Source organism: Sinorhizobium medicae (assembly GCF_007827695.1).
GTDB classification, from domain to species: domain Bacteria; phylum Pseudomonadota; class Alphaproteobacteria; order Rhizobiales; family Rhizobiaceae; genus Sinorhizobium; species Sinorhizobium medicae.
Genome location: NZ_VITA01000016.1, coordinates 20726 through 33620, shown reverse-complemented (window position 1 = coordinate 33620; position 12895 = coordinate 20726). Strand labels below are relative to the sequence as shown.

11 protein-coding genes are annotated in these 12895 nt (G+C 59.9%); 4 read left to right on the top strand and 7 right to left on the bottom strand.

The window, feature by feature from the left end; all coding sequences use genetic code 11:
* The first annotated feature begins 15 nt into the window (after positions 1 to 15).
* From FB009_RS23635 to FB009_RS23620, 3 genes are all read left to right on the top strand, one after another.
* Complete coding sequence (locus tag FB009_RS23635) at positions 16 to 1149, top strand: Gfo/Idh/MocA family protein (protein ID WP_011975861.1); 1134 nt, start codon at positions 16 to 18, stop codon at positions 1147 to 1149.
* Between the two features lie 87 nt (positions 1150 to 1236).
* Positions 1237 to 2265, top strand: coding sequence for an L-glyceraldehyde 3-phosphate reductase (gene mgrA / locus FB009_RS23630; RefSeq protein ID WP_024311610.1), 1029 nt, complete (start codon positions 1237 to 1239; stop codon positions 2263 to 2265).
* Between the two features lie 292 nt (positions 2266 to 2557).
* The gene (locus tag FB009_RS23620) at positions 2558 to 3664 is read left to right on the top strand and encodes a TRAP transporter substrate-binding protein (RefSeq protein ID WP_011975858.1); all 1107 of its coding nucleotides are present in this window, start codon (positions 2558 to 2560) and stop codon (positions 3662 to 3664) included.
* Between the two features lie 74 nt (positions 3665 to 3738).
* Here the strand turns inward: FB009_RS23620 and FB009_RS23615 are convergent, their stop codons facing one another.
* The 5 genes from FB009_RS23615 to FB009_RS23595 form a co-directional block, all read right to left on the bottom strand.
* Entirely contained in the window at positions 3739 to 4524 is a 786-nt protein-coding gene (locus FB009_RS23615; protein WP_011975857.1) for an ABC transporter permease, read from the bottom strand.
* Positions 4521 to 5702 (bottom strand): ABC transporter permease, encoded by a 1182-nt coding sequence (locus tag FB009_RS23610; RefSeq protein WP_011975856.1) that lies wholly within the window; start codon positions 5700 to 5702, stop codon positions 4521 to 4523. Before FB009_RS23610 ends, FB009_RS23615 begins: the two co-directional genes overlap by 4 nt.
* Positions 5699 to 6763 (bottom strand): ABC transporter ATP-binding protein, encoded by a 1065-nt coding sequence (locus tag FB009_RS23605; RefSeq protein WP_024311608.1) that lies wholly within the window; start codon positions 6761 to 6763, stop codon positions 5699 to 5701. The genes FB009_RS23610 and FB009_RS23605 overlap by 4 nt, the downstream gene beginning before the upstream one ends.
* A gap of 99 nt (positions 6764 to 6862) precedes the next feature.
* A complete protein-coding gene (locus tag FB009_RS23600; protein WP_145161988.1) occupies positions 6863 to 7903 on the bottom strand; it encodes an ABC transporter substrate-binding protein in 1041 nt (346 codons plus the stop codon).
* Between the two features lie 118 nt (positions 7904 to 8021).
* Positions 8022 to 8570 carry a cupin domain-containing protein gene (locus FB009_RS23595; protein WP_011975853.1) on the bottom strand — a complete coding sequence of 183 codons (549 nt, stop codon included), beginning with the start codon at positions 8568 to 8570 and terminating at the stop codon, positions 8022 to 8024.
* Between the two features lie 180 nt (positions 8571 to 8750).
* Here FB009_RS23595 and hisD point away from each other — a divergent pair, with 180 nt between their 5' ends.
* Complete coding sequence (gene hisD, locus FB009_RS23590) at positions 8751 to 10049, top strand: histidinol dehydrogenase (protein WP_011975852.1); 1299 nt, start codon at positions 8751 to 8753, stop codon at positions 10047 to 10049.
* Between the two features lie 154 nt (positions 10050 to 10203).
* Here hisD and FB009_RS23585 read toward each other — a convergent pair whose 3' ends face one another.
* Entirely contained in the window at positions 10204 to 11994 is a 1791-nt protein-coding gene (locus FB009_RS23585; protein WP_011975851.1) for a TRAP transporter large permease, read from the bottom strand.
* Positions 11991 to 12566 carry a TRAP transporter small permease subunit gene (locus FB009_RS23580; protein WP_011975850.1) on the bottom strand — a complete coding sequence of 192 codons (576 nt, stop codon included), beginning with the start codon at positions 12564 to 12566 and terminating at the stop codon, positions 11991 to 11993. The genes FB009_RS23585 and FB009_RS23580 overlap by 4 nt, the downstream gene beginning before the upstream one ends.
* Positions 12567 to 12895: the final 329 nt, after the last annotated feature.

Genomic DNA, 12895 nt, shown 5'->3' with positions numbered 1-12895 from the left:
TCGACGGATAGGCCCATGACAAAAGAACTTGGCGTCGGCATCATCGGATGCGGCAATATTTCAACGACCTATTTCAAACTCGCTCCACTGTTCAAGGGTATCAGGATCGCCGCATGCGCCGACATCAATCCGGTGGCGGCTGAAGCACGCGGCGCGGAATTCGACGTCACGGCGCAGAGCATCGAAGCGCTTCTCGCCAACCCGGAAGCGGACATCGTCGTCAATCTGACGATTCCGGAGGCGCACTTCCCGGTTTCAAAGGCCATTTTGGAAGCGGGCAAGCATGTCTATTCGGAAAAACCTTTGGTGCTCTCGCTGGAGCAGGGGGAAGAGCTCAGGAGCATCGCCACGAGGAAAGGGCTGACTGTCGGCTGCGCACCGGACACTTTCCTCGGCGGTGCACACCAGCTCGCCCGCAATTATATCGACGCGGGCAAGATCGGCCGGGTCACCTCCGGCACCTGTCACGTCATGAGCCCCGGTATGGAAATGTGGCATCCGAATCCGGACTTCTTCTTCCTGCCGGGCGGCGGGCCGATCCTCGACCTCGGGCCCTATTACATTGCCAACCTGATCAACCTGATCGGACCGGTAAAACGCGTAGCTGCACTGTCCTCCATGGCAAGCACGACGCGGACCATCACCAGCGAGCCCCGAAAGGGCGAGGTTATCCCGGTCAGGACACCTACCAACATACACGCCCTGCTCGAATTCCAGAACGGTGCGACCATCACCCTCTCGGCAAGCTGGGATGTCTGGGCGCATCGCCATGCAAACATGGAGCTTTACGGCACAGATGGCTCACTCTTCGTTCCGGATCCAAATTTTTTCGGGGGCACGGTCGAAGCCAGCGGACGGAACAAGGACATACAGCCGCTCGAAATGTGGGACCATCCGTTCGCCGTCAACAACTGGGACCATCCGCTCGGCCCGATCGCCAATTATCGCGCGGCGGGGCTCGCGGACATGGCAGATGCGATCCTCAAGGGCCGCGACGCTCGCTGCTCGCTCGAACGCACGCTGCACGGGGTCGACGTGATGGTTTCGATCCTGAAATCGGGCGAGGAGGGAGGCTTCGTCACATTGTCGACGACCTGCACCCAGCCGGCGGCGCTTGGAATTGAAGAGGCGAGGGCGCTCTTGCGCTGAAGTGGCGCCACGGCAAGTCCCTCCCCCTTGTGGGGAGGGGTTGGGCAGGGGTATTCACTCCCATCCCGAAACAAGGAACATTTACCCATGGCCTGGCAACCGGCGGAAAATCGATACGAGAAGATGAAGTATAATCGCTGCGGCAGGAGCGGCTTGAGGCTGCCGGCGATTTCCCTGGGCCTTTGGCACAATTTCGGCGACGACACGCCGCACGAGCGTAAGGTTGACATGTGTCGCACGGCGCTCGACCTCGGCATCACGCATTTCGATCTGGCCAACAATTACGGCCCGCCGCCGGGCACCGCCGAAACCGCCTTCGGCGAAATTATGCGCAGTGATTTCAGCGGCCTGCGCGACGAACTCATCATCTCGTCCAAGGCCGGCTATTACATGTGGCCCGGCCCCTATGGCGAGTGGGGCAGCCGCAAATATCTTATCGCCTCCTGCGACCAGAGCCTGAAACGCATGGGGCTCGACTATGTCGACATCTTCTACTCCCATCGCTTCGATCCGGAAACGCCGCTCGAAGAAACCTGCGGAGCGCTCGACCACATCGTTCGCTCGGGACGTGCGCTTTATGTCGGCATTTCCTCGTACAATTCGCAGCGCACGCGCGAGGCGGCGGCGATCCTGAAAGAGCTGGGTACGCCCTGTATTATCCACCAGCCGAGCTATTCGATGCTCAACCGATGGATCGAGGACGACGGCCTCGTGGACACGCTGGAGGAGCTCGGCATCGGTTCGATCGTCTTTTCGCCGCTGGCTCAGGGCATGTTGACGACAAAGTACCTGAACGGCATTCCCGAGGACAGCCGCGCAGCGCAGAACCACTTCCTCAAGAAGGAGTTCATCCGTCCGGCGATCATCGACAACATCCGCAAGCTGAGCGCCATCGCCGAACGGCGCGGCCAGACACTCGCCCAGATGGCGCTCGCCTGGGTGCTGCGCGGCGGCCGCATCACCTCGGCGCTGATCGGCGCCAGCCGTTCCGCGCAGATTATCGATTGCGTGAAGGCACTGGAAAACGACAGTTTCACAGCAGAGGAACTGAGCGAGATCGATCTTTACGCGCGCGAGGCCGACGTGAATCTCTGGGCTAAGTCTGCGGAGCTTTGAATCTGCTCGAATGCATTGATTTGCCTCCATTTTGAGCAGTCTCAACCGGTTTGCGGCGTCTCATACAAAAGTCGAAGACGGCGCCGTAAAACGGCTGCTGGACATGCATTTGCGAATGGGTATGGTGCGTGGGTGCCGTGATGTGCGCAGCCTTCGCGGGCTTCGGCGTCTCCGGCCATAACAAGGAGGAAGAGCCTTGCGTCGCCCCGGATGGGAAGGACGAAGGTTCGGTGGGTAACGGGGCGGGCTGAACCGTACCGAAACTGCCCATGGCGGGAAACAGGGAGGAACTATGGATCGCCGTTCATTCATCAAAAATGCGAGCATTGGCGGCCTGGGTGCGGCTGCCGCGTCGGCACTGGCTGCGCCAGCCGTTGCGCAGAGCAACCCGAAGGTCACGTGGCGCTTGACCTCGTCCTTCCCGAAGTCGCTGGACACCATCTATGGTGGTGCGGAAGTCCTGTCGAAATACGTGTCTGAAGCCACTGACGGCAATTTCCAGATCCAGGCCTTCGCAGCCGGCGAGATCGTACCCGGTCTTCAGGCTGCAGATGCCGCGGCTGCCGGCACCGTCGAAGCGTGCCATACGGTCGCCTATTATTATTGGGGCAAGGATCCGACCTGGGCGCTCGGCGCAGCCGTGCCCTTCGCGCTCAACGCCCGCGGCATGAACGCCTGGCACTATCATGGCGGCGGCATCGACCTTTTCAATGAGTTTCTCGGCGCCCAGGGGCTCATCGGCTTTCCGGGCGGCAATACCGGCGTCCAGATGGGCGGTTGGTTCCGCAAGGAGATCAAGACCGTCGCCGACATGAAGGGGCTGAAGATGCGCGTCGGCGGTTTCGCGGGCAAGGTCATGGAACGTCTCGGCGTCGTGCCGCAGCAGCTCGCCGGCGGCGATATCTATCCGGCGCTCGAAAAAGGCACGATCGATGCGGCCGAATGGGTCGGCCCCTATGACGACGAAAAGCTCGGCTTCTACAAGGTCGCGCCCTATTACTACTATCCCGGCTGGTGGGAAGGCGGTCCGACCGTGCACGCCATGTTCAACAAGGCCGCTTACGAAGGACTCCCGAAGGCCTATCAGTCGCTCCTGCGGACGGCCTGCCAGGCCACCGACGCAAACATGCTGCAGAAGTACGACTATCTCAACCCGGCCGCCATCAAGCGTCTTGTTGCGGCGGGAGCGAAGTTGAGCCCGTTCAGCCCGGAAATCCTGTCGGCCTGCTTCGACGAGTCCAACAAGGTCTATGCGGAAATGGAATCCTCCAACCCCGCATTCAAGAAGATCTGGGATTCGATCAAGGCCTTCCGCGCCGAATATTTCCTCAACGCCCAGATCGCCGAATACAACTACGATACCTTCATGATGATCCAGCAGCGCAACGGCAAGATCTGAGCCGCTGTCGGAACTTTTGACGAGACAGGGCCCCGGAGTGCTTTTCCGGGGCCTTTTTTGGCGCATAAGCCTTCCTAAGCGATCTGGTTTCTCCGTCGGACGAGATAAACCAGGGCCGCGATCACAACGGTTCCTGCGATGAACAGGAATGCGGCTGCAGCGATGGCGGGGCTGATGTTTTCGCGGATCGTGGAGAACATCTGCCGTGCGACGGTTCTCTGGTTGGGACCCGCGACAAACAACGTCAGCACCACCTCATCAAGCGAGGTCGCAAACGCAAAGACTGCTCCTGAAATGATGCCCGGCATTGCCAGGGGCAGCGTGACTCTCCTGAGGACCACGATCGGCGGTGCCCCAAGGCTCGCGGCAGCGTTTTCGAGCCGGTGATCGATGCCTTGCAACGCGGCCGTGACGTTGACCACCACAAACGGAATGGCAATGACCGTATGCGCCACGATCACCCCCAGATAGGTGTTCGCGAGCCCGTACTGTGCAAACATCAACTGCATGCCGACGCCCAGAACCACCGCTGGAACCACCATCGGCAGCAGGAACACCGTGCGGAAGAAGCCGAACAGCAGCGATACGGACCTGCCGCGAAGTCCAAGCGATGCAACCGTCCCCAACACGGTTGCAAGCACGGTCGTTCCTGCTCCGATGATCAGGCTGTTGATGATCGAGCGCCTCCAGGCATCGGCCGTGAACAGTTCATCGAACCACCTCAGCGAGAAGCTCGGGATCGGGTAGTTGAGGAAGACGCTATCCGTGAACGCCAATGGCAGGATCGCAAACAGTGGTGCCATCAGAAAGACGACGACGGCAGAGCCGAATACTGCCTTGGATAGAGGAAGCGCTTTCATGCCTTTGCCTCCTCGGATGAGAGCCGCAAATACACGACATACAGAATGATCGTGGCGGTCAGCAGAACGATTCCGAGCGCGCCGGCCATGCCCCAGTTGGCCGCCCCCGTCGCATAATAAGCGATCACGGCGCTGATCATCTGGTCCTTTGCACCGCCGATCAGTGCGGGCGTGATGTAGTAGCCAAGAGCGCTCATGAATACGAGCAGCGATCCGGACACGACGCCTCGCAGGCTGAGGGGCAGAAGCACCGAAAGGAATGACCGGACAGGTGAAGCGCCCAACGAGGCCGCAGCCGGCATGAGGTTCTTGGGGATGCCGATCAAGACACTGAAGATCGGCAGCACCATGAATGGAAGCAGGACATGGGTCATCGCGATGACGACGCCGAGCCGATTGAAGATCAGAGGCAATGGCCCTTCGGTCAGGCCGATCGCCTGGAGTGTTAAATTGATCAAGCCGTTGTCTTGCAGAATGATGTACCAGGCGGCCGTCCTGACGAGGAGCGACGTCCAGAGCGGGAGCAGCACCGCTCCGAGCAAGAGTTGACGTTTCCATCCTGTGGTCGAGGCCGCAACCATCGCGAAAGGCAGCCCGATCAGAACGGTGCATATGGTTACCATGCCGGCCATGACAATGGTGCGAATCAGCGTTTCGCGGTTCGCCGAGGTACCGGCAGGCGCTTCGATGATATTGCCATTCAAATCGCGCGTCAGATCGACAGCTGCAAGAAGGTTCCTGTCGGTGACGGGCGAGCTCGCCGCATCCTGCACCGCAATCCAAAATGCCGGGTCGCTCCATCGCTTGTCGACGGAAATCAGGTCATCGAGGTTCGGGTTCTCGGCAACGGCCTTTCTGGTCTTGCCCATCAGAGTACGGAAACCGGACTTCGCGCTGTTCAGCCTGCGAACCAGGTCACCGAACAGTTCATCCTCCTGTATTCCCCGGATATCCGCGACCAACGCTCTCTGCGCATCAGCCGGCGGGGCGCTTGTACGATCCCAGCCGTCGAGGGCAGCGGCGATATTCGGAAGCGCCCGAGAAGCGACGGGATCGGAGACGGCCGTCTTCATCATGGTTACCAGCGGGGCAACGAAGAAGAAGGCAAGAAATAGCGCCAGTGGCGCAATCAGGACGAAGGATTTGGCGTGCCGCAGGAGCCAGGATCGTTGCTTCATGCGACGATCCAGCATTGTTCGGGGGAGAATGAAGCAACCGCCTCATCGCCGATACGAGGCGCGCTTGCTTTCCTGGTCGATTTTACGACGAGTGGTCCGCTCGCAGCCGCGGCGATCACCTGCAGGTGATCGCCGCGATAGACGACGTCGGACACCCTGACACTCAATTCATTCGCCGAACCGCCAGCGGGAGCGAGTTCGATGCGCTCCGGCCGAACGGACACTTTCACATGCTCACCCGGTTCGAACTTCGCGGTGGAAGCGACCTTGATTTGCTGGCCGCCCTCGACCGCAACATCCAAAAGGCCGTTCCGGCAGGCCGTGACCCTCCCGCTGAGCAGGTTGGTTTCGCCAATGAACTCGGCGACGAACTGCGTCGTCGGGCGGTCGTAGATTTCGGAAGGCTTGCCGATCTGCTCGATCTTCCCGTGATTGAAGATCGCAATTCTGTCCGACATCGTCAGCGCTTCGGCCTGATCATGCGTGACGAAAACGATGGTCAGACCCAAGCGATGATGGATGTCGCGAATGTCCATCTGCATTTGCTCGCGCAGCTTTTTGTCCAGGGCCCCGAGCGGTTCGTCCATAAGGACGACTTCGGGCTCGAAGACGAGCGCCCGCGCCAGCGCCACGCGTTGCTGCTGACCGCCGGACAACTGGCTCGGCCGCCTTTCATGGAATTGCCCGAGCTGGACCATGTCCAGAGCTTTGCCCACTCGTTCGGCGGTTTCGCTGCGAGAGACGCCTCGCATTTTGAGGGGAAACGCCACGTTTTCGGCAACTGTCATATGGGGGAACAGAGCGTAGTTCTGGAAAACCACCCCCATGTTCCGTTTGTAAGGGGGCAATGCATCGACGCGCTTACCCTTGACGGAGATCGAGCCGCTGCTAGGAGCCTCGAAGCCGGCCAGCATCATCAGAAGCGTCGTCTTGCCAGAACCCGAAGGTCCAAGCATGCTGACGAATTCGCCCTGTTGGATGGCCAGTTCGAGATTGTCGACGACCGTCATGACGCCGAACGCTTTGCTGACGTTGTCGAAGTGAATAAATGCGTTGCCCATCATCACCCACGCAAACTTGAGAAGGGCCGCCCCCTGATTGACAAAAGGGTTATACCGCCCCTACAGCAGGGGCGGCAGAGCGGCGCGAGGTAAGGCCGCTTACTGAGCGAGCCAGGCGTTGAACCGCTGGGTCAGTTCTTCGGAGTTGTCGGTCCAGAAATCCACATCGAGGGCGACCGCACCATTCAGGTTCTTTTCCGTTGTAGGCAGCTCTTCCTGAAACTGTTGCGGGACAAGTTCGGTGGCCCCGAGGTTCGGTAGGCCATATGCGATGAACTCAGGAAGCTTCGCCTGGTTTTCGGCCTTGCTGGCATAGGCGATGAAGTCCATGCCCGCGTCCTTGTTCGGGCTGTCCTTGAGGATGACCCAGCTGTCGATCGCATAGACGCTGCCCGGGAAAACGAAGCCGAACTTCTTGCCCTCGCTCCGGTTGATACCGCTGATCCGGCCGTTATATGCCGACGTCATCACGACCTGGCCGGAAGACAACAGTTGAAGCGGCTGCGCCCCGGCGTCCCACCAGATAATATCGGCCTTCAATACATCGAGCTTCTTGAAGGCGCGATCGACGCCGCCCTCGCCACTGAGCACATCGTACACCTGGTCGGGGGCGACGCCATCGGCCATCAGAGCGAACTCGAGCGCGTATTTCGGTCCCTTGCGCAGGCCGCGCTTGCCGGGGAATTTCTTGGTATCCCAGAAATCGGCCCAGGTCTTCGGACCCTCTGCAAGCTTGTCACCGTCATAAGACAGGCCCGTCGACCAAACTATATTGCCGACCCCGCAGTCGCTGACGGCGGCGGGAAGATATGCTTCCTTACCGCCCATTTTCTGCCAGTCGATCTTCTCGAAGATGCCGTCGGCACAACCCAGCGCCAATTCTTCGGCTTCGACTTCGACTACGTCCCAGTTCGGGATACCGGCCTTTACCTTGGCCTGCAACACACCGTATCCACCCTCCCAGCTTTCATCGAGGACAGGTTTCCCGGTTTCCTTGGCAAAAGTTTCGAAGAATATTTTTCGTTGCGCATCCTGGAAATTTCCGCCCCAGGACACGACGGTGAGGTCGCGCGCTTGCGCGCCGAAGGTGCCTGTCATCAGGACGCTGGAGACAATGATAGTGGCTTTGAGAATTTTCAACGGACGCGCTCCCCATTAATTTCGACTGGAGGGATAGAAAGCAGGTTTAGGAGGTTTGGGAAGTGGGGATAACCGCCCTGGTTACTATTCTCACCACGGATGTCCTGTGGCCGGCTCGTCAATAAGTCGGCGGCGTGATGGCGCTCACGACCTCGCTCTGGCCGTCGTGAACGTTCCGGAAACGATGGGGGAGGCGGCTATCGAAATAATAGCCGTCACCAGGGTGCAACACACGCTTCTGATTGCCTACCGTCACCTCGACTGCTCCGGACAGGACCATGCCGGCCTCCTGGGCTGCATGCGTGAACTCCTCGCCGGTATCTGCGCCGATCGCGTAACGTTCGTGGAGCATGAGCATCTGTCTGTTGGGGTGGTCCAGTCCGATGACGCGATAGGAGATTGTATCAACCTTTCCAATCTCGATGAGGTCGGTCGAGGAATAGAACGGCGTATACGGAAGGCTCGATTGCAGGTCGGAAAAGAAGCCGGGCAATGTGGTGCCCAGGGCATCGAGCACCGCGCCGAGCGTGTCGATCGACGGGCTCATCCGGTCTCGCTCGATAAGTGAAATCGTGGAGTGCGAAATTCCGGACCGCGCGGCAAGCTCTCTGACACCCAAGTCTCGTCTCCGGCGCAGTTCACGAAGTTTGCTTCCGATTTTCGGCATATGTCAGTTCCTCATCTGATCGGTTCGTCAGAATATCGCATTCCCGGCACGCGCCTCCTACCCGATACGCTCGCCTCTTGGTCAAAGTGGTGAGAATACTGAACAGGTGGTTTGTGGGCAATTGCCCGTCCGCAGCGGTTCAACGATGCTGAGTGCACATCACCCACAAAGGAGCTTCAAATGGCATCGCGTCTCAGTGCTTTGGACGGCAAGTTCACTCAGATCAAGAAACCTGGCCGCGATGCGGTCTCCGACACGGCTCCGGTTGAGAAGACGGTCAAGGAGATCATCGCGAACGTGCGCGAGCGGGGCGACGCCGCTGTTCGCGAATATTCGGCAGCCTTCGACAAAGTGGAGCTGGAAAAATTCGAAGTAAGCCAGGAGGAGAGGCTGAAGGCTGTCGCGGAACTCGACCCGCAGACCCGCGAAGACACCGAATTCGCTATTGCGAATGTCCGCGCCTTTGCAGAGGCTCAGCTCAAGACCATCCTCCCGCTGGAGATCGAGACGCTTCCCGGCCTGCACCTCGGCCACCGTGTCATTCCGATCGAAATCGTGGGCTGCTACGTACCCGGCGGTCGCTATCCCCTCCTGTCCGCTCCGGTCATGACCATCGTGCCGGCCAAAGTCGCCGGTTGCGATCAGGTCATCGCCTGCCTCCCGCCGAATGCACATCCTGCAATGATTGCCGGCTGCCATCTGTCCGGCGCTGATCGAATCTTCCGCGTGGGTGGAGCCCAGGCGATCGCAGCAATGGCATCCGGAACCGAAACCATCCCTGCAGTCGACAAGATCGTAGGGCCCGGCAACGCATTCGTAAACGAAGCCAAGCGCCAGGTGTTCGGTCAGGTCGGTATCGACCAGCTTGCCGGTCCGAGCGAAATCTTCATCGTCGCTGACGAGACCGGCAAGGCGGCGATGATTGCCACCGACCTCCTCGCTCAGGCGGAACATGACGTTCGCACCCGCGTCGGCCTGATCACGACCGATCGCAAACTCGCCGAAGAGACCCTGGTCGAAGTCGAAAAGCAGCTCCAGGATCTCTCCACTGCCAACGTGGCCTCGGTCGCCTGGAAAGACTATGGCGAGATTACCGTCTGCGAAGACGAAACAACCATGATTGCTTACTCGGACTACATCGCAGCCGAGCACCTTCAGGTCCACACCCGCGACCCGCAGGCGACAGCCAGGAAGCTCCGCAACTATGGTTCGCTGTTCATTGGCGAACTGGCGAGCGTGGTTTACTCGGATAAGTGCTGCGGCACCAACCACACTCTCCCGACCATGGCGGCGGGTCGCTACACGGGCGGCCTCTGGGTCGGTTCCTACCTCAAGACCTGCACGCACCAATGGTTGGATGAACGCGGCGTTGCCGCCGTGGCCCCAGCCGCCGTGCGGCAAAGCGCTACGGAGCGGCTCGAAGGCCATCGTCGCGCAGCTGCCCTGAGGCTCAGCCCCCAGCAGTTCGCTGCAGAGTAATCGCCTCCCAGGCGTATAGAGCGGGATGATGAAAACTCTGCGCCGCTTTCCGCATCCCGCTCTAATTTTTTGGAATCTATCAGGCTCATGATTGCAGTGAAGCCATCTGACAGCGTCAGATGGCTTCACTGTTTCGGCGAATAGCGGAACGATATCAGTTGAACGATGGCGGCGCGCTGAGATCGGGTGCCGTATTGTTCTGCTTCGGCGCCGTATCCGGTTGGGCCGGCTGCCGGCTCTCGTCGAGCGGGCTGCCGCCCGGCAGCTGCAGGCCGCCGGGAAGGCCGAGACCGCCGCCATTGTCGGGCAGGGTAAGCCCGCCGCCGCCGGACCCGAAACCCGGAACTTCGATCTTGATCGTCGACGGATCGACCTCCGAGCCGGTGCCTTTGTAATGCAGGACCATCTGCGGGAACATCAGCGTCAGCGCAACCATGATGATTTGTATGCAGACGAAAGGAACGGCGCCCCAATAGATCTGCCCGGTCGTTACCGGCTGCATCCTTTTGCCGGTCACCTTGTCCAGATAGGGCACTCTGGCTGCCACGGATCGCAGATAGAACAGCGCGAAGCCGAAGGGCGGATGCATGAAGCTCGTCTGCATGTTGATGCCGAGCAGCACGCCGAACCAGATCAGGTCGATCCCCAACTTGTCGGCTGCCGGTGCGAGGAGCGGCACGATGATGAAGGCGAGTTCGAAGAAATCCAGGAAGAACGCCAGGAAGAAGACGAGCACGTTCACGGCGATCAGGAAGCCGATTTCTCCGCCAGGCAGCGCAGTCAGCAGATGCTCCACCCAGAGGTGGCCGTTGACGCCGTAGAAGGTGAGCGAAAAGACGCGGGCGCCGATCAGGATGAACAGCACGAAGGCGGAGAGCCTCGTTGTGGAGGCCAGCGCGGCGCGGATGACCTCCATGCTCAGGCGGCCCTTGGCTGCCGCCATGACGAGCGCGCCGACGGCGCCCATGGCTCCGCCTTCCGTCGGGGTGGCGATGCCGAGGAAGATCGTACCGAGAACCAGGAAGATCAGAGCCAGCGGCGGGATCAAGACGATGATTACCTGCTGAGCGAGCCGGGAAAGCGCGTTGATCTTGAACGCCCTGTCGGCAAGCGCCACCAGGTAGATGAACAGGACGCCCACCGTCGCTCCGAGGATGTCTGCGTTTTCTCCCTGCGTCGGGGAAAAATAGACATGGGCCGCATAGGCTATGCCTGCGGCGACGACCAGCGCGACGAGAAGCGAGGTTACGCCGGAACCGAGCGTGCGGGCTTCCAGCGGCAATGCCGGCATGGAGTCACGCTTCAGGAACGACATGAGCAGAATGTAGCCCATGTACAGACTCGTCAGAATAAGGCCGGGAATGAGCGCGCCGGCATACATGTCGCCGACGGAACGGCCGAGCTGGTCGGCGAGAACGATCAGCACGAGGGACGGTGGGATGATCTGGGCGAGCGTGCCGGAGGCGGCGATGACGCCTGAAGCGACGCGGCGGTCGTAGCCGTAGCGCAGCATGATCGGCAGTGAGATCAGGCCCATGGCGATGACGGAAGCCGCTACGACGCCGGTCGTGGCAGCAAGCAATGCGCCTACGAAGATGACGGCGTAGGCAAGGCCGCCTCTCACCGGGCCGAAAAGCTGGCCGATGGTGTCGAGAAGGTCCTCGGCCATGCCCGATCGTTCGAGCACTATGCCCATGAAAGTGAAGAAGGGAATGGCGAGGAGCGTATCGTTCGACATGACTCCCCAGAACCGTTCCGGCAGTGCGTTGAGCAGAGGCCAGGAGAGATTGATGGAGTCGGACAAGGGCGCAAGTTCGACGCCGATTATGAAGAACAGGAGACCGTTGGCGGCGAGCGAGAAGGCGACCGGGTATCCGAGCAGAAGGAACACGATCAGCGACACGAACATGATGGGCGCCAGGTTTTCAGCGACGAACTCGATCATGAACGCGCCTCCGGCGATACGACGTCATCGAGCGGTGCATGCGCAGGAACATAAGGCGTCGGATCGTCCATGTTGCCGGTCATGATGGCGATTTTCTTGATGATTTCCGAAACGCCCTGCAGGGCGAGAAGCACGAAGCCGATCAGCAGGATCGCTTTCGCCGGCCAGATGACGAGCCCGCCCGCGCTCGAGGAAAGTTCACCCGAGACATAGGACATGCGCACGTAGGGCACGAGGTAATAGAGCATAAGAACCACGAACGGCATCAGGAAGAAGACGTGCCCGAAGAGGTCGATCCAGTGCTGTACGCGGCGCGAGAACATTCCATAGACGACGTCGATACGGATGTGCTCATTCTGGCTCAGCGTGTAAGCGGCCGCGAACATGAAGGCGGCGCCGAAGAGATACCACTGCGCCTCGAGCCATGCATTGGACGACATGTTGAACGCTTTTCGGATGATGGCGTTGCCGGCGCTCACGAGCACCGCCACCAGGATGAGCCACGAGACCGCCTTGCCGATCTTTTCCGTGATGGTGTCGATAAGTCGGCTGAAGCCGAGTAACGGTTTCATCGAGTTCCTCCCCGCATTGATTTTTTGTTTTTTGCCAAGCACAGGCACAGTGCCGATTTCAAGCCTGCTTTCAAGTCCGGCACTCGATTTTCGGGGATAGCGATGAAGTCTCAGACGAAAGTCGAATATCGCTCACCGGCGAATGAACAAAACTTAGGCAGCCAAACGCGATTCCCGCCGATGTTCCGCCGCAGCTTTCGCCGAAGATGAAGCTCGTGCCCGGAACTCCAAACGATTCGCCCTTCACAATCGCTGCCAAGGCCGGGTTGAAGCGCCTGGCGAAATGTCTTGAAAAGGCGGTGGGTATGGGGCTCGATGCAGCACGCGAG